At 65.3% G+C, this 23,038-nt stretch carries 25 protein-coding genes; 7 read left to right on the top strand and 18 right to left on the bottom strand.

The features are described from left to right. Window positions 1-13: 13 nt before the first annotated feature. Together QTL98_RS04770 and QTL98_RS04765 are read left to right on the top strand one after the other, a co-directional pair. Window positions 14-769, top strand: coding sequence for an SDR family NAD(P)-dependent oxidoreductase (locus QTL98_RS04770; protein ID WP_445681082.1), 756 nt, complete (start codon window positions 14-16; stop codon window positions 767-769). A gap of 58 nt (window positions 770-827) precedes the next feature. Beyond that, window positions 828-1,829 carry an alcohol dehydrogenase catalytic domain-containing protein gene (locus QTL98_RS04765; RefSeq protein WP_445681081.1) on the top strand — a complete coding sequence of 334 codons (1,002 nt, stop codon included), beginning with the start codon at window positions 828-830 and terminating at the stop codon, window positions 1,827-1,829. 210 nt (window positions 1,830-2,039) lie between these two features. Here QTL98_RS04765 and QTL98_RS04760 read toward each other — a convergent pair whose 3' ends face one another. Next, window positions 2,040-2,432 (bottom strand): DUF6165 family protein, encoded by a 393-nt coding sequence (locus tag QTL98_RS04760; protein ID WP_445681080.1) that lies wholly within the window; start codon window positions 2,430-2,432, stop codon window positions 2,040-2,042. 75 nt (window positions 2,433-2,507) lie between these two features. Between QTL98_RS04760 and QTL98_RS04755 the strand changes: the two genes are divergently transcribed. Further along, entirely contained in the window at window positions 2,508-4,376 is a 1,869-nt protein-coding gene (locus QTL98_RS04755; protein WP_445681079.1) for a M3 family oligoendopeptidase, read from the top strand. Window positions 4,377-4,497: 121 nt separating this feature from the next. Then, a complete protein-coding gene (locus QTL98_RS04750; RefSeq protein WP_445681078.1) occupies window positions 4,498-5,343 on the top strand; it encodes a hypothetical protein in 846 nt (281 codons plus the stop codon). 24 nt (window positions 5,344-5,367) lie between these two features. Here QTL98_RS04750 and QTL98_RS04745 read toward each other — a convergent pair whose 3' ends face one another. The 5 genes from QTL98_RS04745 to ispH form a co-directional block, all read right to left on the bottom strand. Beyond that, entirely contained in the window at window positions 5,368-5,691 is a 324-nt protein-coding gene (locus QTL98_RS04745; RefSeq protein WP_445681077.1) for an AzlD domain-containing protein, read from the bottom strand. Then, complete coding sequence (locus tag QTL98_RS04740; RefSeq protein ID WP_445681076.1) at window positions 5,688-6,425, bottom strand: AzlC family ABC transporter permease; 738 nt, start codon at window positions 6,423-6,425, stop codon at window positions 5,688-5,690. The genes QTL98_RS04745 and QTL98_RS04740 overlap by 4 nt, the downstream gene beginning before the upstream one ends. Before the next feature lie 280 nt (window positions 6,426-6,705). Further along, window positions 6,706-7,557: a 3'(2'),5'-bisphosphate nucleotidase CysQ gene (gene cysQ, locus QTL98_RS04735; RefSeq protein WP_445681075.1), complete on the bottom strand. Its 852-nt coding sequence runs from the start codon at window positions 7,555-7,557 to the stop codon at window positions 6,706-6,708. After that, window positions 7,557-8,027 (bottom strand): ribonuclease HI, encoded by a 471-nt coding sequence (rnhA, locus tag QTL98_RS04730; RefSeq protein WP_445681074.1) that lies wholly within the window; start codon window positions 8,025-8,027, stop codon window positions 7,557-7,559. The genes cysQ and rnhA overlap by 1 nt, the downstream gene beginning before the upstream one ends. Next, on the bottom strand, window positions 8,024-8,980 hold the full coding sequence (gene ispH / locus QTL98_RS04725; protein ID WP_445681073.1) for a 4-hydroxy-3-methylbut-2-enyl diphosphate reductase: 957 nt from the start codon (window positions 8,978-8,980) through the stop codon (window positions 8,024-8,026). Before ispH ends, rnhA begins: the two co-directional genes overlap by 4 nt. Window positions 8,981-9,087: 107 nt before the next feature. Here ispH and QTL98_RS04720 point away from each other — a divergent pair, with 107 nt between their 5' ends. Further along, entirely contained in the window at window positions 9,088-9,666 is a 579-nt protein-coding gene (locus QTL98_RS04720) for a hypothetical protein (protein WP_445681072.1), read from the top strand. Between the two features lie 97 nt (window positions 9,667-9,763). On the opposite strand, the gene QTL98_RS04715 is transcribed toward QTL98_RS04720, so the two are convergent. The 8 genes from QTL98_RS04715 to QTL98_RS04680 form a co-directional block, all read right to left on the bottom strand. Beyond that, the gene (locus QTL98_RS04715) at window positions 9,764-10,255 is read right to left on the bottom strand and encodes a F0F1 ATP synthase subunit B family protein (RefSeq protein ID WP_445681071.1); all 492 of its coding nucleotides are present in this window, start codon (window positions 10,253-10,255) and stop codon (window positions 9,764-9,766) included. Further along, window positions 10,255-10,851: a F0F1 ATP synthase subunit B family protein gene (locus tag QTL98_RS04710; protein ID WP_445681070.1), complete on the bottom strand. Its 597-nt coding sequence runs from the start codon at window positions 10,849-10,851 to the stop codon at window positions 10,255-10,257. Before QTL98_RS04710 ends, QTL98_RS04715 begins: the two co-directional genes overlap by 1 nt. Window positions 10,852-11,035: 184 nt before the next feature. After that, the gene (locus QTL98_RS04705; protein ID WP_445681069.1) at window positions 11,036-11,260 is read right to left on the bottom strand and encodes an ATP synthase subunit C family protein; all 225 of its coding nucleotides are present in this window, start codon (window positions 11,258-11,260) and stop codon (window positions 11,036-11,038) included. 92 nt (window positions 11,261-11,352) lie between these two features. Beyond that, window positions 11,353-12,090 (bottom strand): F0F1 ATP synthase subunit A, encoded by a 738-nt coding sequence (locus QTL98_RS04700; RefSeq protein ID WP_445681068.1) that lies wholly within the window; start codon window positions 12,088-12,090, stop codon window positions 11,353-11,355. A gap of 62 nt (window positions 12,091-12,152) precedes the next feature. Next, window positions 12,153-12,551 (bottom strand): AtpZ/AtpI family protein, encoded by a 399-nt coding sequence (locus QTL98_RS04695; protein WP_445681067.1) that lies wholly within the window; start codon window positions 12,549-12,551, stop codon window positions 12,153-12,155. A gap of 240 nt (window positions 12,552-12,791) precedes the next feature. Then, complete coding sequence (gene smc, locus QTL98_RS04690; protein WP_445681066.1) at window positions 12,792-16,250, bottom strand: chromosome segregation protein SMC; 3,459 nt, start codon at window positions 16,248-16,250, stop codon at window positions 12,792-12,794. 69 nt (window positions 16,251-16,319) lie between these two features. Continuing rightward, window positions 16,320-17,024, bottom strand: coding sequence for a DsbA family protein (locus tag QTL98_RS04685; RefSeq protein ID WP_445681065.1), 705 nt, complete (start codon window positions 17,022-17,024; stop codon window positions 16,320-16,322). A gap of 160 nt (window positions 17,025-17,184) precedes the next feature. Next, on the bottom strand, window positions 17,185-17,703 hold the full coding sequence (locus tag QTL98_RS04680; RefSeq protein ID WP_445681064.1) for a DUF721 domain-containing protein: 519 nt from the start codon (window positions 17,701-17,703) through the stop codon (window positions 17,185-17,187). Between the two features lie 80 nt (window positions 17,704-17,783). On the opposite strand from QTL98_RS04680, the gene mutY reads away from it, so the two are divergent. After that, complete coding sequence (gene mutY / locus QTL98_RS04675; protein ID WP_445681063.1) at window positions 17,784-18,887, top strand: A/G-specific adenine glycosylase; 1,104 nt, start codon at window positions 17,784-17,786, stop codon at window positions 18,885-18,887. Continuing rightward, a complete protein-coding gene (locus QTL98_RS04670; RefSeq protein ID WP_445681062.1) occupies window positions 18,884-19,135 on the top strand; it encodes a hypothetical protein in 252 nt (83 codons plus the stop codon). Before mutY ends, QTL98_RS04670 begins: the two co-directional genes overlap by 4 nt. Window positions 19,136-19,147: 12 nt before the next feature. On the opposite strand, the gene QTL98_RS04665 is transcribed toward QTL98_RS04670, so the two are convergent. The 4 genes from QTL98_RS04665 to QTL98_RS04650 form a co-directional block, all read right to left on the bottom strand. Next, window positions 19,148-19,546 (bottom strand): dihydroneopterin aldolase, encoded by a 399-nt coding sequence (locus tag QTL98_RS04665; RefSeq protein WP_445681061.1) that lies wholly within the window; start codon window positions 19,544-19,546, stop codon window positions 19,148-19,150. An 81-nt stretch (window positions 19,547-19,627) separates the two neighbouring features. Next, window positions 19,628-20,728 (bottom strand): site-specific DNA-methyltransferase, encoded by a 1,101-nt coding sequence (locus QTL98_RS04660; RefSeq protein ID WP_445681060.1) that lies wholly within the window; start codon window positions 20,726-20,728, stop codon window positions 19,628-19,630. Between the two features lie 83 nt (window positions 20,729-20,811). Continuing rightward, a complete protein-coding gene (rnhB, locus tag QTL98_RS04655) occupies window positions 20,812-21,441 on the bottom strand; it encodes a ribonuclease HII (protein ID WP_445681059.1) in 630 nt (209 codons plus the stop codon). A gap of 91 nt (window positions 21,442-21,532) precedes the next feature. Beyond that, window positions 21,533-22,954, bottom strand: a complete 1,422-nt coding sequence (locus QTL98_RS04650; RefSeq protein ID WP_445681058.1) for an FAD/NAD(P)-binding protein — start codon at window positions 22,952-22,954, stop codon at window positions 21,533-21,535. Window positions 22,955-23,038 lie beyond the last annotated feature (84 nt).

Below are 23,038 nucleotides of genomic sequence, written 5' to 3'. Positions count from 1 at the left end.
GATGGAGACCCAAATGACCAACAGGCTTGCAAACAAGGTTGCCGTTGTGACCGGCGGCACCAGCGGCATCGGCCTTGCCACCGCAAAAATCTTCGCTGCCGAAGGCGCCCACGTCTACATCACCGGCCGCCGCAAGGATGTGCTCGACAAGGCCGTCGCCACGATCGGCGGCAACGTGACCGGCGTCCAGGCAGACTCCGCCAAGTTGGAAGACCTCGACCGGCTCTATGCCCGGGTGAAGGCCGATCATGGCCGCCTCGACGTGCTGTTCGCCAATGCCGGCGGCGGCGACATGCTGCCGCTCGGCCAGATCACCGAGGCGCAGGTCGACGACATTTTCGGCCGCAACGTCAAGGCCGTCATCTTCACCGTGCAGAAGGCGCTGCCGCTGCTTGGCAAGGGCTCCTCGATCATCCTCACCGGGTCGACGACCGGCATCGAAGGCAACGCCAATTTCAGCGTCTATTCGGCTTCCAAGGCAGCGCTGCGCAACCTCGCCCGCTCCTGGATCCTCGACCTCAAGGGCACCGGCGTGCGGGTCAATGTGGTCTCGCCCGGCCCGATCGAGACCACCGGCCTCGTTGAACTGGCCGGCGACGACAAGGCGCAGCAGCAAGGCCTGCTCGACTACCTCGCCTCCACCGTTCCGCTCGGCCGCGTTGGCCAGCCGGAAGAGATCGGCAAGGCCGTGCTGTTCCTCGCCACGGAAGAGTCGAGCTTCGTCAACGGCGCCGAACTCTTCGTCGATGGCGGCAAGGCCCAGATCTGACCCGAGCAACAGGAGGGCGGCCCCGGTCGCCCTCCTTTCAGCTGAAGGAACCCCTGTCATGCGCACCATCCTCTATCTGGACCACGGAAAACCCGAAGAGGTGCTGCAGGTCGCAGAGGTCGACGCTCCGGCAAGCCCGGGACCATGCGAGGTTCTGGTGCGCGTACTGCTGCGGCCGGTCCACCATGGCGACCTGCTGAACATCTCCGGCCGCTACCGGCCGGGCGCCGCCGTTCCGCAAGGCGGCGCGCGGCCGGGGCTTGAAGGCTTTGGCATCGTCGAGCAGGCCGGCGAGTGCGTGCACCTGAAACCGGGTACGCGGGTCGCCTTTTTCCCCGGCGCGGCGGCCTGGGGAGAAAAGACGCTGGTTCCGGCCGAATATGTCACTGAAATCCCGGACGGGGTGAGTGACGAGGCGGCGGCACAGCTGCATGTAACCCCGCTGACAACGGCCCTGTTGCTGCGCGCCGTCGAAGCCTCGGCAGCAAAAGCCGGCCACGATGTGATCGTGCTGACGGCTGCCGGCGGCGCGGTCGCACGCCTGACGATCAGCCTGCTGCTGGAGCGCGGTTATGATGTGATCGGCGTCGTTCGCCGCGAGGCCGGCGTCAATGAGCTGAATATGGTGTTTCCCGACCTTCCGGTAATCTCGACCGAACGGGAAGGCTGGCAGCAAAAGCTGATCGCGGCCGCCGCGGGCCAGCCCATCGGCGTTGTGCTCGATCCGGTTGGCGGTGAGACGGCCGGCGCCATGGCGCAGTTGCTCGGCCAGGGTGGAAACCTGATCGTCTACGGCAATCTCTCTGGTGACCCGGTCAGCGTACCCGGCCTTCTGTTCCCGACACGCGATCTGCACATCTGCGGCGTGACCGTCGGCCGATGGGCGGCACTGCCGGCGGAGGTGCGCAAGGCCGATATCCGGCTGGCGCTGGAGCTGGCGGAGCAGAAGGCCGACCTGTTTCCGGTAGAGGCAACCTATGACCTCGCCGACATCGGCAAGGCTGTTGCCCATGCCGAGGCCCCCGGCAGGGCTGGCATGGTGCTGCTGGCGTCACGGTGAGAGCCAAACCTAGCCTTCAAAAGCTTTTGCCGAATTTCTATTCATTACCCCCACCGGCCCTGCGGGCCACCTCCCCACTTGGGTGGGGAGGAACTAAAGCCCTTCCCTGCGCGTGAGCGTGGGGAAGGTGGCCGAAGGCCGGATGGGGGTAATGAGCAAGGCACAAGGCAGAGGCTGCGCCGGACCTTCCCCGCAACGGGGAAGGATCACTCAATAAGGCGCGTAGGACTTCTCTTCGAAGATCGGCGAGTCGAGCAGTTCGTTGATCTTGCGCTTCAGGGCGGCGCGCAGGTCGTTGGTCTTGTAAACCGCGCGGGCAAGCTCGACGAAGGCCTCGCCAAAATCGTTAGCCCGTTCACAATCGCGGATATCGTCCTCGATCTGCCAGAGCGAGAGATTGACGCGCTTGAGTTCGCCGGTCAGGTAGTCGAGATCATCCGAGGCGGAAATCGCGGCATCCCGCGCCGCGGCAAGCACATCAAGCTCATGGCGGACATTGGCGAGCTTGGCCGTGTCCGTCATATTCTCCAGCTTGATTTCCAGAATGGTGATCTTGTCGATGAGCTCGCCCGGTGCGACCTCGATCATGATCTGCGCTGCCATGCTTTCCCTTTCCCGGCCCCGTCTTGGCCTTGAGGCCCCGAAGCCCTATGTAGGAGGAAAGCACAGGAGGCATCAATGCACCATTCCGCCCGGCGCCCGGCCCTGCACCCGTTCAGCGCGCCCGAAGGCCAGTCCGCTCTTGCCGCCGGCACACCCGATCTGGGCAATCTGCCGGAGTGGAACCTCAACGATCTTTATCCCGGCCAGGGCAGCGCCGAGCTGAAGCAGGATCTGGAAGGCAGCGACAAGGACGCCCGCCTCTTCCGCGAGGCCTATGCCGGCAAGCTGGCAACGCTGGATGGCGACGCTCTGGCCGCGGCCATCGCCGAATTCGAGCGTCTGTGGGAAGTGCTGAACCGCATCGGCTCCTATTCCGGCCTGATGCGGGCCGGCGACATCACCGATGGCGACATTGCCCGCTTTGCCCAGGGTGTCAGCGAAAAGCTGACGGAGACGGCCTCCCATCTCACCTTCTTTACCCTTGAGCTTAATGACCTCGATGATGCGGCGCTGGCCGAGAAGGTCGCCGCCAGCAAGGCGCTTGCCCGCTACAAGCCCTGGCTTGCCGATAACCGCGTGTTCAAGCCCCACCAGCTCTCCGACGAGATGACGCGCTTCGAGAGCGAACTCTCGCTGGCCGGGCGCGGCGCCTGGAACCGCTTTTTCGACGAAAGCATCGCGCGGCTGCGGTTCCCCCTCGCCGAGCCGGGCAGCGACACGGTCAAGGAACTGACGCTGACCGAAGCCAGCGACTGGCTTTCCTCCACCAACCGCGAAAAGCGCAAGCGTGCCGGCGAGGCCATCGGCAAGGTGCTGGGCGAGAACGTCCACACCTTTGCCTTCGTGACCAACACGCTGGCCAAGGAAAAGGAAATCGGCGACCGCTGGCACCGCTATGAGCGGGTGGAAGCAGCGCGCAACCGCTCCAATCTGGTGGAAGACGAAGTGGTGGATGCGCTGACGGAAGCGGTGGTTTCCGCCTATCCGCGCCTGTCGCACCGCTACTACCAGATGAAGGCCAAATGGTTTGGCCGCGACAAGCTGGACTATTTCGACCGCAATGCCCCGCTGCCGGACGAGGATGAACGCATCATCCCCTGGGCGGAGGCGCAATCCATGGTGCTGGATGCCTACGGGCGTTTTTCCGGTGAACTGGCCGGCGTCGGCAAACGTTTCTTTGACAATGCCTGGATCGATGCGCCGGTGCGGCCGGGCAAGTCGCCGGGCGCCTTTGCTCACCCGACTGTGCCGGGTGCCCACCCCTATCTGCTGCTCAACTATCAGGGCCGGGTGCGGGACGTGATGACGCTGGCCCACGAGCTGGGCCACGGCGTGCATCAGGTGCTGGCCGGCGGCCAGGGCCTGCTGCTGGCGGATACGCCGCTGACGCTGGCGGAAACTGCCTCGGTCTTCGGTGAGATGCTGACGTTCCAGAGCCTGCTTGCGAATACGGCAGATCCCTCCAAGCGCCGGGCCATGCTGGCTGGCAAGGTGGAGGACATGCTGAACACGGTGGTGCGCCAGATCGCGTTCTTCCGTTTTGAGCAGAAGGTCCACAATGCCCGCCGCAAGGGTGAGCTGTCGGCAGAGGAGATTGGCGCGTTCTGGATGGAAGTGCAGACCGAGAGCCTTGGGCCTGCGCTGGAGTTCGACGAGGGATACCGGAACTTCTGGTCCTATATCCCCCACTTCATCCACTCGCCCTTCTATGTCTACGCCTATGCCTTCGGCGACTGCCTCGTGAACTCGCTTTATGCGGTCTACCAGGAAGCCGAGAAGGGCTTTGCGGAGAAGTATCTTGACCTGCTGCGTGCTGGCGGCAGCAAGCGGCACAAGGAACTGCTGGCCCCGTTCGGCCTCGACGCCACCGACCCGTCCTTCTGGAACAAGGGCCTGACGGTGGTTGAAGGGCTGATCGACCAGCTGGCGGCGGAAGGGGCCTGAGGAGGCCCCCTCTTCCCCGCCGGGAGGAAGAAGAATTCTGTTCTCGCTCTCAGGTCCGGCGGGTCGGCTGATTGGCCTTGCCGGGACCCTCTGCGTTGCCCTGCTGGCCGCCACGCTGGCAGTGGCCTGGGCCGTCGCCTTTCAGGGCGGCGAAGCCGGCGCACAGCTCTGGCTCGGCGTGGTGATGGGCGCGGGGCCGGTGCTGGGGCTCGCCATGCTGATCGTCAGCGCGCTGCGCCTTGCCTTTACCCGCCGGTTGCGGGCGGCGCCACTCTTCGGGCTGCTGGTCGGGCTCATCGGCGGTTTTCCAAGCCTGTGGCTGTGGGGCGTTGGTGTGGTGCCTTATCCCGGTGCGCGCTTTGACAGCGAGAGCGCCATTACCGTGGCCTGGCCATTCGACCGGCCGGGCATCGTCGAGCAGGGCGGACTCGGTTATGACCAGAACCACAATGTTACCCTGCCCGCCACGCGCTTTGCGCTGGAGGTAACGCCCGATCCCAGCTTCAGCCTTGCGGCGGGTGCCGCCTGCCCGCAGGTGCTGGCGCCGGTTTCCGGCGAGGTGGTGGAAGTGCGCGGCGACCTGCCGACCTACAAGCAGCCGAAGGTCGATGAACACTCGCTCTCCGAACGCCGCGACGAGGTGAGTTTTGCCGCCCATGGCAGCTGGCAGGCGCGGCTTGGCAACCGCGTGACCATCCGCACCCGGCAGCCGGATGGTGTCGTCTTCGTCACCATCGCCCATCTGGCCCGCAACAGCCCGCAGGTGATCGCCGGCGAGACCATTACCGCCGGCACCCCTATCGGCCGCTGCATCAGCCCGGATGTGCCGGTGCATCTGCACGCACAGCTGCAAAGTCCGTTCGACGTGCCCTTCCCGATGGGAACGCCGGTGGCGACCATGCTGGATGATGGCCGGCAGGGACCGAGCCTGCCCACCCGTGGCAAGCGCCTCGCCCCGCTTTCCTGAACTTTTGACAGCGCAGCAAGCGCTCTAGGCGAGCGCCGCAGCAATCCCGACCAGAGCCCCGGCTCCTGCCAGCACACCCAGCACTATGCTGCGGCGGGCAAGGAAGAAGGCCGCAAGCGCGATGGCGACACCGGCAAGGCGCGCGGTAAGCGGCGTTTCACCCAGCGGCCCCAGCGGCAGCACGATCATGCGCGAGATAAGACCCGCCAGGAGCGAGAAGGCAACGCAGGCAACCCACAGCACCACGGGCTGATCGGGCTTGAGGCGGCCGGCAAGCAGCAACCCCATCAGGCGCCAGAAGAAGGTGACGGCAGCGCCGCCCAGAATGGCTGCGTAAGCGCCCATCATGATGTTGCCTCCCGCGCTGCAAGCAACCGGTCAACGGCGAAGGCGAGCGTGCCTGCCCCGAAGCCGCAGAAGAGCAACCCCCATTCCGGTGACAGCATATAGGTGAAAGGCCCGGCAACCGCGCCGAGGCCGATGGCAAGTGCCCGGGCGCGCTGACGCAGGTCGGAGACCAGCACGAGCATGAAGTAGAGCGGATTGAGAAACACGAGACCGAGCGACACGCTGGCCGGCAGTTCGTTGGTAATGGCGTACCCGACCCAGGTAAAGAAGACCATCGCCGACCACAGCGAAGCGCCGATGCCCAGCATGTAGGGCATGCGCTGCTCCGGCGGCAGTTGCGGGCAGCGCTGCATCGAATTGACCCAGCTGGTCACCGCGATGAGATGGGCCGCCGCCACATATTGCCAGCGCGGCACACCCGGTCGGCGCAGGAACGGCATGAGGGCGATGACCATCGGCATCATGCGCACATTGACGAGCGCGACAGCGGCCATGATTGCCAGCAGCGAGGCGCCGATACCGTAAAGTTCGACGGCCGCCACCTGCCCGGGCAACGCCCAGCCAAGGATGGTGGAGAGCAACCCTGCCGGCAGCGGAATGCCGCTCGAGCGCACCAGCGAGCCGAACCCGACGTAACTGGCCCCCAGCACAATGAGCGGCGAGCCCATGGCGTGGCGAAGCCCCATCAAGGCAGCGCCGCGGGGGCTGCCGTAATCAAGTGCGTAATCTGACATGCTAGGGGCGGGGCTCCGGCCTTCGGGCGCGCCCTCCGGAAACAAGGGTGCACAGGGTAGGCCGCCATCTGAGCGCAAAAGCCGGACACCCCGCAAGCCAGCGCCTCACAGAGCAGCCATGCCGGCGGGCAAATCGCGGATAAAAAATGCCCCGGCCGGAGGGGGACTGGCCGGGGCAGGAGGATGGGCACCACCCGGTACAGGAAAACGTTCCGAGTGGATAATTTTCATGTAGCGCGTCTGAAAGAGATTTACAGGCCCGCTCAACGTTAATTTTTGTTTAAGACAGGTAACCCTGCAGCTTTGCTGCCGTCGGCGCGCTGGCGGCGACGAAATAGTCGGAGAGGAAAGCCTCGGTGCCCTGCCCCTTGCGCCTTGTGTAGCTGACAGTGCCGCCATCGGCCCGCATCATCACACCGCCTGCCGCCTCGACGATGGCGTGACCGGCTGCAATGTCCCACAGGCAGGTGGGGGAAAAGCGCGGATAGAAATCCGCCGCGCCTTCCGCCACGCGGGCGAATTTGACGGCGCTGCCAACGGCGACATGGCCGGCGATCGGCAGGCAGGACAGCAGGTGATCGAGGGTCGGCCCGTCGCGGTGCATGCGGCTGCCAACCAGCGTCAGCCCCGCTTCCGGCACGGCATCGCGTGCTGCGATGGGGGCGATCCCCTCCTGATCGCGGCGGAAAGCGCCTATGCCGCGCCCGCCCCAGTAAAGCTGGCCGCGCGCCGGCACGCCGAGAATACCGAGCACCGGCCGGTAATCGGTCAGCAGCGCGATGTTGACGGTGAAATCGCCGCGTCGGGCGATGAACTCCTTGGTGCCGTCCAGCGGATCGACCAGCCAGAAGGTTCCGGCGCTGAAGTCAGGCTCGTGGCCGGAGGCAATCTGCTCCTCCGTGATCACCGGGATATCCGGGGTAAGCGCCTTGAGCCCGGCATAGAGGATGCGGTCCGCCGCCATATCGGCCTCGGTCAGCGGGCTCTGGTCGTCCTTGGTCACCACGCCATGATCGGCCCGGCCATAAACATCCATGATCGCCGCCCCGGCCTCGTCCGCCAGACGGATCAGCTCCGGCAGCAGCGCTTCAAGATCAGCCGGGCTGAAGGGAGACTTCGGGGTAAGGCTCATCACTCTTTCTCCTGCGGGCCGCGCGCGGCGGCACGCACATCGGCCACACCCTTGCGAGCGAGTTCGTCGGCGCGTTCGTTTTCGGCATGGCCGTCGTGGCCCTTGACCCAGTGCCAGCTCACCTGATGCCGGGCGGCCGCCAGTTCCAGCCGCTGCCAGAGATCGACATTCTTGACCGGCTTGTTATCGGCCGTCTTCCAGCCCCGGCGTTTCCAGCTATGGATCCACTGGGTGACGCCCTGGCGCAGATACTGGCTGTCGGTATGCAGCTCCACCGACATCGGACGCGTCAGGGTTTCCAGCGCGCTGATGGCAGCCATCAGCTCCATGCGGTTGTTGGTGGTATCGGCCTCGCCGCCATAGAGCTCGCGCTCATTACCCTTCCAGCGCAGGATCGCCCCCCAGCCACCGGGGCCAGGATTACCGCTGCAGGCGCCGTCGGTAAAAATCTCGACCGCCGGCGAACTCACGAGGCCAGCACCCGCGGCAGCTTGAAGACGACATTCTCGCGTACATCGGAGACGGTCTCGACCGTCACCTCGAAACGCTCGCGGCAGGCATCGATCACTTCCTCGACCAGCACCTCCGGCGCGGACGCACCGGCCGAAAGGCCAAGGGTGGTAACCCCCTCAAACCAGCTCCAGTCGATCTCCGCGGCACGCTGAACCAGGCGGGCGGCAGCAGCGCCACCGGTCAGGGCGACCTCGACAAGGCGATTGGAGTTGGAGGAGTTGGGCGCGCCCAGCACCAGCACCAGATCGCAGCGCGCGGCAACTCCCTTGACCGCTTCCTGCCGGTTGGTGGTGGCATAGCAAATATCTTCCTTGCGCGGCACGGCGATCGCCGGAAAACGCTCACGCAGCACGGCAATGATGCCGGCGGTATCGTCGATGGAAAGCGTGGTCTGGGTCACGAAGGAGAGATTGTCCGGGTTCTTGACCACGATCCGGCGCGCATCCTCCACCGTCTCGACCAGCTGGACCGCACCCGGCGGAAGCTGACCCATAGTGCCGATCACTTCGGGATGGCCGGCATGGCCGATGAGCAGGATCTCGCGGCCCTCGGCAAAATGCTGCTCGGCTTCGCGGTGAACCTTGGAGACCAGCGGGCAGGTGGCGTCGATATAGAACATGCGCCGCGCTTCGGCATCCTCAGGCACAGCCTTGGGTACGCCATGGGCCGAGAAGATCACAGGACGCTCGGGATCGGGAATTTCGTCCAGCTCGTCGACAAAGACGGCGCCCTTGCCCCGCAGCTGATCGACCACGAAGCGGTTATGCACGATCTCATGGCGCACATAGACCGGAGCGCCATATTTCTCCAGCGCCCGCTCGACGATCTGGATCGCACGGTCCACGCCGGCGCAGAAGCCGCGCGGATTGGCCATGAGCACGGTCAGGCCCGGGCGCGAGGATGTGGTCATTTGCGTAGTTTTCCTGTTACCGCGGCCAAGCCGCGCGCTTGTGGCGGGCGAGCCGCTCGCCTACAGTCCGGCCCAGACTTATCGCACCATTGCTTGAGAGAAAAGGCATGGGTTTGCCCAGCATCGCTTTTGTCCGCCGTCCGCTCGCCGTCCTGCTGCTGGCCGGCGCCAGCACCCTGGCTGTTGCCGGCTGCGCCGCGCAGAACCAGACCGTGACGGACAAGGGCCTCACCTGCCCGAAGGTGGGCTTCGTGGCCCAGCTTACCGAGATGACCAATTTCGCCCCCGGGCCGGGCCGCGACCTGACGGACGTCGATAGCCACGCCCGGCTCATCGACTACACCGGCACCTGCACCTACGACAAGGATGACGGGCAGGAGTGGCTGACCGTGGATGTCGACCTGACGCTGGAAGGCGAGCTTGGCCCCCACGCCGCCTCCAACACCGTTCAGGTGCCCTATGTCGTCGCCGTGGTGGCGCCGGATGACACCATCATTGCCCAGCAGGATTTCTCTACCCCGGTCACGGTGGACCAGGGCGGACGCCAGCAGCGCGTGGTCGACCAGATCGAGCAGCGCCTGCCCCTGGGCAAGCGTGAGCAGGGCCAGAACCTGCGTGTGCTCATCGGCCTCAAGCTCACGCCGGAGCAGTTGGACTTCAACAAGGCGACCGCAGTCCTACGCTGATCCCGGATAACCGGATCCAAAAAAAACCGCCGGCTCCCAAGGGGAACCGGCGGTTTTTTTGTCGTCAGGCTGACCGTTCAGGACCAGCGACCAGCATTCAGTGAAGCTTGGTCGGCAGTTCCTTGATTGCCTTGTCGATGAGGCCGTTGGCGGTATCCGCCTTCATGTGCTCGCTGAGCACACGGGTGGCGGCGTTGACAGCAAGGTCAACGGCGACATTGCGCACCTGCTCGGCAGCAGCAGCCTCGGCCTGGTGAATCTTGGCAAGGGCCTGCTCTTCACGGCGCTGGACCGCAAGCTCAAGCTCGGCAGAGACTCGCTTGCGCAGACGCTCGGCTTCCTCGCGGGCATGCGCCACGATCAGCTCGGCTTCACGCTCGGCCTCATTGCTCTTCTGCTGGATTTCCGCGAGACGGGCCTGAGCCTCCTCACGCAGGGCAGCAGCCTCGTCCAGTTCCTTGCGGATGGCTTCGGCACGCGAATCGAGCATCTGCGGAACGACGGTCGCAACCTTCTTCCACACCAGCACGACGAAGATGGCGAAGGCGACGAAGTACCAGAAATGGGCGTCCTGGATCCACTCGGCCATCACGCACGCTCTCCCATCACGCGGTCAACCGCAGAGGTGACCTGTTCGCGGTCGGAGATACCGACCAGCTTGTCGAGCACGGTGGCAGCCACGTCGACAGCGACGTTGCGGACCTCGCCCATCGCTTCGGCCTGGGCCTTGGCAATGCGCTTTTCAGCCGTTTCGATCTTCTTGGCCAGCGCCTTGCCCACTTCATCGAGACGATGATTGGTGGCAGCGGAGAGCTCGTGGTTCACACCGGAGATAACCTGACCGGCATGGGCACGGGCCTTGGCGAGGCCTTCTTCGTAATAGACAACCAGCGCCTCGGTCTCGGCACGCAGCTGCTGCGCACGCTCGAGATCGCCGGTGATCCGCTTGCTGCGTTCTTCCAGTACCTCGCCCACGCGCGGCAAGGCCACCCGCGACATCAGCAGGTAGAGCACCACGAAGAGCACGAGACCCCAGAAAATCTGGGTGCCGTAGGTATGAGTGTTGAGCTGCGGCAGGCCGCCCTCTTCACCACCTTCGGCGAACGCCTGACCCGGCAGGGCCAGAAGCGCAACCATCAGCACGGCGAAATGCGGACGGAAAAAGGCTTTGAGATGTTCCGTCATGATCCGCGTTCCTCCGGGCCTCACACTGAACCGGACGGCTCTCCCGATCGGGAGAGCAGACCGGCACAGGCGATGACCCTATCCCCAGCAATACCGAGCCGGCGGACGGCTGCCTTCCGGAAGGCGGAAGACCCCATGCCACCGGCACGATAAACCCGAACCCTGTTTTAAGGGTTCGCCGGCCTCAGGCGAACAGGATCAGGAAGGCGATCAGCAGCGCGAAGAGCGCGACGGCTTCGGTCAGAGCGAAGCCGAGAATGCCGATCGGGAAGACCTTCGGCTGCACCGCCGGGTTACGGGCGATGGCCTGGATCAGGTTGGAGAAGATGTTGCCGATACCGAGGCCGACGCCGAACAGCGCGAAAACGGCAAGACCGGCACCGATGTACTTGGCGGCTTCAGCTTCCATGACTGAGCTTCCTCTCTGGCTCGAAGTAATAAAACAGACTTCAGTTGATGGGAAAAAGGGTACTGGTTTTTTCCGATGGCCGCCTTACGGGGTCAGTGAAGCTCGAGAGCGTCACGGATGTAGAGGCAGGTCAGAATGGTGAACACGTAGGCCTGCAGGAAGGCGACGAGAAACTCGAAGCCCACAAGACCCACATTGATGATGATCGGCAGGATACCCACGGTATAACCCGCCACACCCAGCGCCGCGCCAAGCGACACCGAGAACCCGGCGAACACCTTCATCATGGTGTGGCCGGCCATCATGTTGGCAAACAGTCGGATGGAGAGGCTGACCGGGCGCGAGAGATAGCTGATGATCTCGATCGGCACGATGATCGGCGCCAGCGCAAGCGGCGCGCCTTCCGGAAGGAAGAGGGAGAAGAAGTGGAGCCCGTGCTTGTAGATGCCAAGCAGGGTCACGAAGATGAACACCATCGCCGCCAGCGTGAAGGTCACGATGATGTGGCTGGTGAAGGTGAAGGCCCACGGGATCATGCCCAGCGCGTTGCCGAACAGCACGAAAATGAACACGCTGAAGACAAACGGAAAATAGGGCGTGGCCTTGTGTCCGGCATGGTCTCGGACCATTCCGGCGATAAATTCGTAAAGCAGCTCGGAAACGGACTGGAAACGGCCGGGCACCGTCTTCGCCCCGCGCATGCCAAGCAGCATGACGGCGAAGGAGCCCACGACCGCGAGCGTCATCCACAGCGCGGAATTGGTGTAGTCGAGGCCAAGCGGAAGCTTGACCAGGGGAACGATCTCAAACTGTTCAATGGGACCGGCCACGGACTATCCCCCAACATTGCTGACTGTGCCCTGCCCCGGCCCGGACGGCCGGAAGGGCGGCTTCACATCTTGTTCTCGTCGCTGCCGTCGCCCTTGCTCCCGGACGCCCGCAACCCCACCGAGTACCCCAGACCGTTGACGATCCGGTACACATTCATCACGCCCGCGCCGGACCCCATAAGGAAAAACAGGATCACAAACCAGGGCGCCGTTCCCAGCCAGCGATCAAGCGCCAGGCCGATGAGCGTGCCGACGACAAGCGCCGAAACAACCTCTACGCCAATGCGAAAACCCATGCCGATGCCGCCGGAAGACGGTGAGCCCGCTTCTTTTGAAGCTGACTCCGGAATGTGCTTTGCGCTGGCAGCGCGGATTCGGGCATCGAGATCGTCATCCGACGACCTCTGAGCAGCCTCCCCCTCTGCCCCTTGCGCCTTCGGTGTGATGTCCTCTTCAGGCATGGCAAACCTTCAAAATTTACCGCGCTTTGGGCATATGCCGAAACATACGCACGGGACCTCACTCCAAAGAAGCGGAACAGCCGCCGCCTCAGCGAAGCGCGTGGACCATACGGATGCGTCCCTGCGGTGTCAAGGCGCATGGCACCCCCCTTGACGGGGTGAAAAACAGGCCGAAAACAAACGAAAATCTTGAACGAAAGCAGGGCCTCGCGGGACCCGGAGAAACCCTGCTATGGCGCCTTACTCATCCACCATCGCCGCAGCCGTTCCGAGGTCCACGGAGACAAGGCGGGAGACGCCCCTTTCCATCATGGTGACACCATAAAGCCGGTCCATTCGGGCCATGGTGAGGCGGTGATGGGTGATGATGAGGAATCGGGTGCCGGTCTCGCGCCCGATACGGGCAACCAGATCGCAAAAGCGCGCAACGTTGGCGTCATCGAGCGGGGCGTCCACCTCGTCCAGCACACAGATGGGCGACGGGTTGGTAAGGAACACGGCAAAGATGAGCGCCATGGCCGTCAGCGCCTGCTCGCCACCCGAGAGCAGCGACATGAGCTGCAGCTTCTTGCCCGGAGGGCTCGCGTAAATCTCAAGCCCCGCCTCCAGCGGGTCTTCCGTCTCCGTCATGCGCAGATGGGCACGACCGCCGCCAAACAGCTCCGAGAAGAGACGCTGGAAATGGCCGTCGACGATGTCGAAGGACGCCAGAAGCTTTTCGCGCGCCTGACGGTTGAGCGTGCCGATGGCCTGACGCAGCCGGCTGATCGCACCGGTCAGATCGTCCCGCTCGCGGTTCATGCCCTGAAGGCGCTCTTCCAGCTCGGTCGATTCCTGCTCGGCGCGCAGATTGACCGGCCCCATATTCTCGCGCTCGGCCGTCTGGCGCTCCAGCCGGCGACGGGTTTCCTCGATATCCGGCAGCGGCGCCCCGGGCTCCAGCCCTGCCGCCTCAATGGCGCGCTCCGGCGGGAGTTGCAGGCGCTCCTCGACACGTTCGGCAACGGCCCGGCGCTCATGCAGCGCGGCTTCCACCACCGCCTCGGCACGCACGCGTGCCTCGCGGGCTTCAGAGAGCGTGTGCTCGGCCTGCCGGAGTGCGAAATCGGCTTCGCGCAGCGTGGTTTCGGCGGCGGCGAGGGTATCGGCAGCCGCCTTGCGCTTCGCCTCGCCTTCCATCATCGCCTCGGCCAGCGTCTCGCGCTGCTCGGCGATCTCGGCCGGTTTCTGCTCAAGGATCAGCTTTTCCTCGCGCACTTCCTCGGCACGGGCGACGATCTCGGCAACGCGGACATCGGCGCCACCGGCACGGCTGCGCCAGCCTTCCATCTCGCCGGTTATTGCGGAGAGACGGGCATTACGGGTGGCAGCCTGCTGCTCCACCAGCACCAGCGCGCCCTGCCGGTCCGCAACCGCGCGGCGAGCCGCCTCGACCTTCTCGCGCAGGGCGGCCACTTCCGCCTTCATGCCGTCCTCGGGCGGCAGCTCCATTTCCAGTTCGCGCGCATGCTCCGCCGCGGCCAATGCGCTCTCACGCTCCTCGGCCTGCTGCTCGATGAGATTGCGCAGCGTCTCGAGGCGGGAGACGGCACCCGCCGTCTGCTTGATCAGCCGGGCATGGGCATCGCGTGCCTGGGTCAAGCCCAGCATGGCCGCGCGTGAACGGTCACGCCCGCCTCGCTCGGCATCGGCGGCACTCGCCACCATGGCGCGCGCCTCTTCCATCGCGGCCCTACTGCGGGCGGCATGGGCTTCGGCGGCCTCCAGCTTTTCGGCGAGGGCGGCGAGACGGTTGCGCTGGCGAAGGCGCGCAGCGGCGGCACCCGGCGCTCCGGCGCGACGCACCAGCCCGTCCCAGCGCCAAAGGTCCCCTTCCCGGGTCACCAGGCTCTGGCCGGGTTTAAGGCTGGTGTGCAGCGCCTCTGCCAGCGCTGCTTCCTCCACCCAGCCGATCTGGCCGAGCGCACGGGAGAGCAGGGCCGGGCCGGTGACTTCCGCCGCCAGCGGCCTCACCCCTTGCGGCAGGGCCGGGGCCTCGATACCGGGCAGAGCACTCCAGAAAGCGGGCTGGGTACTATCCTCGGAAAAGGCGAGATCCTCGCCCAGCGCAGCGCCCAGCGCCGCTTCAAAGCCGGGCACAACCGCCAGCGTCTCCAGCAGCGGGCGGCCTTGCGGGGCAGCGGCGGCGCCATGGGCAAGATCGGTCAGGGCGGAGACTTCCGCCGCCAGCCGGCCCCGTTCGCCATCCGCGCTGTGGAAGGCATCACGGGCGTGGGCCGCCTCCCCTTCCGCGGCAAGGCGGCGATGATGCGCCTCCTCGGCGGCATGGGTAGCCGCTTCCTGTTCGGCTTCAGCGAGATGAATGGCTTCTTCCGCCGCCTGCAGCCCACCCTGACTGGCAAGGTCCTGCTCCAGCTTTTCAGCCTCGGCGCGGTTGGTCTCGATCCGGCGGGCAATGGCAGCGGCACGCTCTGCCCCTTCCTGCGCCTGCCGGCGCAGCACACTGCGGCGGGCCTCGGTACCGGCTGCGAGTTCGGTGCGCTCCGTCAGTTCCTCATCGAGGCCGGCGAGCACTTCTTCGGCGACTTCCAGCGCCATCGCCCGTTCGGCGCGCTCCTCCTCCTCGCCCTCGCGGGCAACGGCAATTTCCTCGCGCTCTTCGGTTAGGCGCTCCAGCGCGTCCACGGCATCGGCGGCGAGCGAGCGCTCGCGCTGGATATCGCTTTCGAGCTGGGCAAGACGGCGATCCAGTTCTGCTGCTTCACGCGCCGCCCGGCGCTCTTCTTCCGCCAGCTGGTCGATGGCGATACGGATGCGCTGCAGGCCGGCGGCAGCGCTTGCCTCCGCCTCGCGCAGGGCCGGCAGCCCGGTTGCGGCATCGGCCTGCTCGCGGGCACGGGCGGCGGCCTGACGCATCGCCTCGCTAACCAGCGCATCGGCCTCAGCAAAACGCTTTCTGGCCTCGTCCTCGGCGGCGGTCGCCTGCTGCCAGCGCAGATGCAGCAGCACGGCCTCGGCCTTGCGAATATTTTCGGAAAGGGTGCGGTAGCGCTGGACCTGCCGCACCTGCCGGGCAAGGCCCTGCAACTGCTGCCCCATCTCGCCCAGCACATCTTCCACACGCGTAAGGTTGGCTTCGGCGGCCTTGAGGCGCAGCTCGGCCTCATGCCGGCGCGATTGCAGGCCGGCGATACCGGCCGCCTCTTCCAGCAACTGGCGGCGGTCCGAGGGGCGGGCATTGATAAGGGCGCCGACACGGCCCTGGCTCACCATCGAGGGCGAGGTGGCGCCGGCATTGTTGTCCGCAAAGAGAATCTGCACGTCGCGCATACGCGACACACGGCCATTGATGCGATAGCCGGAGCCTTCGCCGCGCTCGATGCGGCGCACCACCTCCAGATCGTCGCTCTCGTTGTAAGCGGCGGGGGCAGTACGGTCGGCGTTGTCGATGGCAAGGGAGACTTCGGCGACATTGCGCGCCGGGCGCTGCGAGGTGCCGCCGAAAATGACGTCATCCATCTCGGCGCCGCGCATGCGCTTGGCCGAGTTTTCACCCATCACCCAGCGCAAGGCTTCCAGCAAATTGGACTTGCCGCAGCCATTGGGGCCGACGATTCCGGTCGCACCCGATTCAATCGACAGCTCGGTGCTGTCGACGAAACTCTTGAAACCGGTAAGGCGCAGCCGGGTGAAGTGCAAGGTGGGTTACGGATCGTTCAGGAGGCGAGATCTTGGAACTTCAAGGTCTCGCCTCTGAACGTCAGGGCGTCAAGCGCCCTCTGCTTCGATCGCCTTGCGGAATTCTTCGATCGGCTGGGCACCGGAGATCTTGCGCGTGCCGACAAAGAAGGTCGGCGTGGCATCGACACCCCAGGTCTTCTCACCTTCCATGCGGGACTGCAGGACGATGTCGCTGAGCTTTTCGTCCGACAGCGCCTTGTCGATGAGCTTGGCATCGATGCCGGCAAGCTTGCCGATATTGCTGAGCGCGGAGAGCGGATCCTTCGCCCGGGCCCACTGGCCCTGGGTGGAAAACAGCATCTCGACCAGCTGGAAATAACGCTCGCCTTCGGTAAGGCGTGCCATCATGGCTGCGCGCAGGGCAAGGCCATCGAGCGGGTAATCGCGATATTCCAGCCTGGCGCGGCCGGTATCGATGAACTCCTTCTTCACATCGGGAAGGATGTGAACGGCAAAATCGGCGCAATGCGGGCAGGTAAGGGACGCGTATTCGATGATGGTGACCTTGGCGTCAGCCTTGCCGAGCACACGCGGCGCAGCAGCCTTGCCAAGATCGATGCCGGCCTCGTCAACACCGGTCGGTGCGGGGGTGGCGGGAGCGGGATCGTCGGCACGGGCAAAGGCCGGCAGGCCAAGGGCGGCGGTGACGCCGACAGCGGCCACCACGAAAGAGCGCCGATTCATGGGGCCCATAAGGGAGCCCACGGAGGGGCGCATGGATGTCTTGATCATATTCATCGGTTCCCGGAGTGACCCTGCAACTGTCGTGTTCCCTGCAAATGCGACTTAAACGGCCTTGCGAGGGTCCTGTCCAGACAAGAGCATGTGATTGGGGCAAATGAACGGCCCGAACGTCGGCCCGATCACGAAGGTTTGAAGCCGCGCCGGCGCGTCAACCGCGCTCGGCGGCAATCGCCTCTCCCAGACGGCGCAGGTTTTCGCGCAGGGTCTCATCCTCGATGCCGGCCACGGCAGCGGCGATCCCTTCCAGCCGGGCAGGGCCTACCGGCTTGCTGCGCACCGTCTTGCGTTTGGTTGCCGGCAGCGGGGCCTGGATGATCTTGATGCGGGCAACGGCGCTGTAACCGAAATGGGTGTTGATGCGCTCCAGCAGCACGCTTTGCATATGTTGCACTTCAAGCGCGGCTGCACTGCCGGCACGGACAGTGAGCGTGGCGTCGCGACGCTGGCCTTTGGGAAAGGCGAACTTTTCCGGCAGCGTGCGGGCGCCGAGATCGGGGCCGGCAATCGCCGCCCAGTCGAGCGCCAGGGCACCGAAGGCAAGCCCCTTGGTGCCAAGGGCCTTCTTCGTCGCCTTGGGCACGATGGTGGCAACGGCGGTCAGGCCATAAGTGCTTGCCTCGCGCCGCTCCAGCACCCGTATCTTCTGCTTGTCGTCTTCCGCTGCCATCGTCCCGTCCTTCATCGCAAGCGATTCTAGACCGGTGCCTATGGCGGCGCAAACGCCGCTATCCTATACCGGCAGGAACGATGCTTGACCCTGTACCCGCCCCCGCCCTTCCGGCCCTGCCGCCGGCCAACCCGGACGACCTGCTCGCCTGGTATGACCGCCATCACCGGCGGCTGCCCTGGCGCGCCAATCCGGGAGAGCTGGCCGATCCTTACCGGGTGTGGCTGTCGGAGATCATGCTGCAGCAGACGACGGTGGTGACCGTCGGCCCCTATTACCAGCGCTTCCTCGACCGCTGGCCGACGGTGGAAGCACTGGCGGCAGCCGAGCTGGACGCTGTGCTCACCCAGTGGGCGGGCCTTGGTTACTACGCCCGCGCCCGCAACCTGCATAAGTGCGCAAAGGCTGTAGCGGAGCTGCATGGCGGCACCTTCCCGGGCACGGAAGCCGGCCTGCTAACCCTGCCCGGCATCGGCGCCTATACGGCGGCCGCCGTGGCAGCGATTGCCTTTGGCGAACGCGCGGTGGTGGTGGACGGCAATGTGGAGCGGGTGATGGCACGGCTCTTTGCGCTTGAAGAGCCAATGCCGGACGCCAAGCCCACGATCAAGGCGCTGGCCGGCACGCTGACGCCGGAGCGCCGCGCCGGCGATTTTGCCCAGGCGATGATGGATCTGGGCGCCACCATCTGTACGCCGCGCAAACCCAAATGCCTGCATTGCCCGTGGAATGCCAGCTGCGCCGGGCGCATTACGGGCATCGCCGAAGAGCTACCGCGCAAGAAGCCCAAACCGGAAAAGCCGACTCGCAAGGGGGTGGCCTTCTGGCTCAGCAATCCGCGTGGCGAGGTGCTGCTGCGCCGCCGGCCGGAAAGCGGCCTGCTGGGCGGAATGATGGAAGTACCCTCCACCGAGTGGCTGCCGTCGGAACCCGACATCAAGGCCGCACGCGGCAAGGGCCCCGCGCCGGTGCTGTGGCGCCAGTTGCCCGGCCTCGTGCGCCACACCTTCACCCATTTCCATCTCGAACTGACGGTGCTTGCCGGCCAGACGAGCCGCATCGCGCAGGGCCAATGGGTGCCGTTCGAGAAGCTGGGCGAAGTGGCGCTGCCAACGGTGATGATGAAGATTGCCCGCCATGCGCTGCGCCATGCCGGCACCCGCGGCGAGGATGACGAACCATGAGCGCTGCCGATCCCGAAGCGCGGCGGCAGGCACTAAGGCAATTGCTCGCCTCCGTCGAACCGCTGGAAGTCACGCCGCATCAAATGGCGGTGGCGCGCGAGATCATCGCTTCGGCCAGCGACATGATGGTGCTGGCGCGCTGGATGGTGACCAGCCGCAATGCCGCCGGCAATGAAGAGGCGGCACGCGGCCTGACGATCATCGAGGAAGAAATGAAGCGGCGCGGGATTTCCCGGCCCGGCGGCTAAAGCCGGGAAACGTCAGTTCCGCACCGGAGCGAAGCGCTCGATCTCGACGCCGACGGCCTCGGCCTCTTCAAAAATATCCAGCTTTTCCACCCGGATACGGGCACTGAGCGTGCGCGGATCGCCAAAGCAGCAGGCGGCAAGACGTTCGGCCAGCGTTTCCACCAGCTGGACATGCCCGCCGTCGCTGACAACCGAGCGGGCGGAAGACACAAGGCCCTCGTAGCTCACGACCTCGGCGATGCTGTCGGCACGCGGCGGCACGTCTTCGACCGCAAGGTCGATATTGATGCGCACGCGCTGATGGCGGCCCATTTCGCTGGGGTAGATGCCGATGGCGGCATCCAGCACCAGATTGCGCACGAAAACGCGGCGAATGGGCAAACCGGCGGCCGGCTGCGGGGCAACGGTCATGTCGGTGGACCTCCCGGGGGGATCAGTCTCCCGGTCCGGGCGGGAGGAAGCGGCAACGAAAAACCTTCCGGAAGCGCCCTTTTACTGCAGCGAGCCGGTGGATTCCATCTGCGCAAGCACCTGCTGGCGCAGCGTGTCGAGCGGCATCATGCCGCCCTGCCCGTCGAGGTGCCAGAAAGTCCAGCCATTGCAGGACGGCGCCCCCTGAAGCGCAGCGCCGACCTGATGGATGGAGCCCTTGTGATTACCCAGATGGTTGCTGGCCACCAGCGTACCGTCGGCGCGCACCTTGGCGGCATAACGCCGGCGCTGGTCGAACAGGGTGGTGCCCGGCTCCAGCAGCCCGCGCTCGAGCAGCGAGCCGAAGGGAATACGCGGGGCCTGACGCTTGGAGACAAGCTTCAGCGCATCGGTATCCATGGCATCGGGCGTGCTGGCAAGGCGCTGGCGCGCGATATCGACATAGTCCTTCTCGCGCTCGATGCCGATCCAGCGGCGGCCGAGCTTCTTGGCAACCGCACCCGTGGTGCCGGTACCGAAGAAAGGGTCGACGATGAGGTCGCCCGGCTTGGTGGAGGAAAGAATGACGCGATAGAGCAGCGCCTCCGGCTTCTGCGTCGGATGCGCCTTCTGGCCCTGCTCGTTCTTGAGGCGCTCGGCGCCGGTGCACAGCGGGATGACCCAGTCGGAGCGCATCTGCAGGTCATCATTGAGGCTCTTCATCGCCTCGTAGTTGAACTGGTAACGCGCGTCCTTGTCCTTGGCCGCCCAGATCAGCGTCTCATGCGCATTGGTAAAGCGCCGGCCGCGGAAATTCGGCATCGGGTTGGTCTTGCGCCAGACGATGTCGTTCAGGATCCAGAAACCCAGATCCTGAAGGATGGAGCCGACGCGGAAAATATTGTGATAGGAGCCGATGACCCACAGCGAGCCATCATCTTTCAGCGCATGGTGCGCCGCCGACAGCCAGTCGCGGGTGAACTTGTCGTAGGTGGCGAAATCGGCAAAGCGATCCCACGCATCCTCGACGCCATCCACGCGGCTGTTGTTGGGACGGAAAAGTTCGCCACCCAGCTGGAGGTTATAAGGCGGATCCGCAAAGACCATATCGACGCTGCCGGCCGGCATCGACCGCATCGCCTCTATGCAATCCCCCAGCAGAATGGTGTTTGGCTTGACCATAAATAATCCCCAACCGCCCGGCGCGAATCATGCAGCGCCGTGCCCCTACGGTCGGCCCAAAATGAGTCGGCGCGACTCGGACGTCAAGCGAGATTAATGGCCGAGTCGCCTGTAATCGCTGCCAAAGCTGCCGCCACGGGAGCAAAGGAACGGCGATGGTGGATGGTGGTCCCGTTTTGTTCCAGTGCGGCCATGTGCTCGGCGGTTCCATAACCCGCGTTGCGCTCCCACCCATATTCGGGGTGCAGGGCTGCCAGATCCCCCATGATCTGGTCTCTTGCGACCTTGGCGAGGATGGAAGCGGCTGAAATATTAACGCAAATCGTATCGCCGCCGATGACGGTGTGAGTCTTCGCGGCAACAGGTGGCGCGAATTTGCCGTCGATGAGCGCATGGGCCGGCGCAACCGGCAGGGCGACGACGGCGCGGGCCATCGCCGTCAGCGTGGCGCGATGGATATTGAGGCTGTCGATCTCCGCTACGCTCGCCTCGGCAATTGCCCACTGGCAATGCTGCTGGATGAGCGGAAACAGGCGCTCGCGTGCCTTGCGCGTCAGCTTCTTTGAATCGTTAAGGCCGGCAAGTTCGGGCGGCAGCTCGGCCGGCAGGATGACCGCGGCAGCCACCACGGGGCCGGCAAGCGGGCCCCGCCCGGCTTCATCCACCCCGCAGACGATACCGCCCAGTTCCAGTTCCAGCAGCCGGTCCGGCATTGCCCCTGCCCCGCTCAAGACAACAGATCACTGCCGAACTATTGCCCGGGCAGGCTGCCGGCTGGCAAGGCGGGAGCTACATTCTTCGCGTTCAGGCCTGCTCAAGCACCGGCAGTTCATCGGGGCTGGTAGCGAGGTAACCGGCAAGGCGCGCAGCCTGGGCGCGGATGTCCGGCAGGGAGGTAACCTCCCACAGCTGGCCGCGGCAGGTCGGGCCGAGGGCATAGAGCCCCGGGGTTACGCCGCCCCCGACACCGATGAGCTCGCTGCGGCCGGTTACCTCCAGCCCCAGCTGCAACCCGTCCGGCCTGGCCAGTCCGGTGGCAAGCAGTGCCTTCATCAGCGGATCGGAGATGCGCTCATAATCGCAGCGCGGGCTCGAGCAAACGATGAAATGCCCGACATCGAGCCGCCACTGGCCGCCGATGCCGCGCCGGCTCAGCACCACGCGCAGCCGCTCCGGTTCGGCGGTCACGGAAACGAGGCGGCCGGGGACAATGCGCAGGCGCCCCTGCACCTGCAGCACCGAAAGGCGGCCGGCGATGTTGGGGGAGAGGCGATGGGCATGCACGTCCCAGTAAGGGCGCAGATGGCGCAGAAACTGGCGGCGCCCGGCCTCGCCCGCGCTTTGCCACAGCGCATCCGTCACCGGCACCAGCGCATCCATGACACTGCGCCAGCCATAACGCTGGCCGGTACCAGCCACCTCGCGCCGTACCCGGCGCAGAAGTTCCAGCGGCCCGAGCGCACCATCCCCGCCATCCAGAAACAGCGGATAGGGGCGCACATGATCATGTTCCTGCGGCAACAACCCGCGGCTTGAAAAGGCGACAATCGGGCCACGATGGCCCTGGGCGTCGAGCGCCAGCACGGCATCCGCCATGGTGTGGCCGGTGCCATAGATTACCACTGCCTCCTCCGCCCCCACCTTCTCATAGGCGCTGGCAGACCACGGATCGGCGATGATGCGCTCGTCGGCGGCGCCAAGGCCGGCAAGCTGCGGCGGCAAGGCCGGCGGCAGGCTGCCGAGGCAGAGCACGACATGGCGTGCCATCACCGTGTCGCCGGCACCGGTCAGCAGGCGATAATCACCGTTCTCCAGCCGGGTGATGCCGGTGACGGGAGCGCCAAGGCGGCTGACGGAAAGCCGTGAGCCATGTTCGGCGAGCGCAACGCGTAGCACTTCGTCGATATAGTCGTTGAACTGGCTGCGCTCGACAAAGGTGTGGCCGGTGGGCGGCACCAGCCGGCGCTGGGGCGAGGGCACGTCGCGCGCCCACAGCCAGCGCACGAAATGGGCGGGGTCGTCCTCCAGCGCGCTCATGTGCGCCGCGCGGATATTGACCGGCACCGAGATGCGCCCGCCATGGCCGGCGTGACGCCGGTCGATATCTTCCGGCCCTTCGATCAGGGTAAGGCTGGCCCCGTCCGGCAGGCTGCGCAGCAGATGGATGGCAGCGATGCTGCCGGTAAGCCCCATGCCGATAACGACAATGCCCGGTGCCTTTTCCATGCCGCTCTCCCCGCCTTGCTGCAGGCCGCGCAAGGGTGCTATCGCGCCACTGCGTCATGACACCCCTGAAATATGATTTATAGT

Origin of the sequence: Radicibacter daui (assembly GCA_030657355.1) — a bacterium.
In the GTDB taxonomy this organism is placed as follows: Bacteria; Pseudomonadota; Alphaproteobacteria; order Radicibacterales; family Radicibacteraceae; genus Radicibacter; species Radicibacter daui.
Note: the sequence above shows the minus strand (reverse complement) of the source record. Positions and strands in the feature narration are given on the sequence as shown.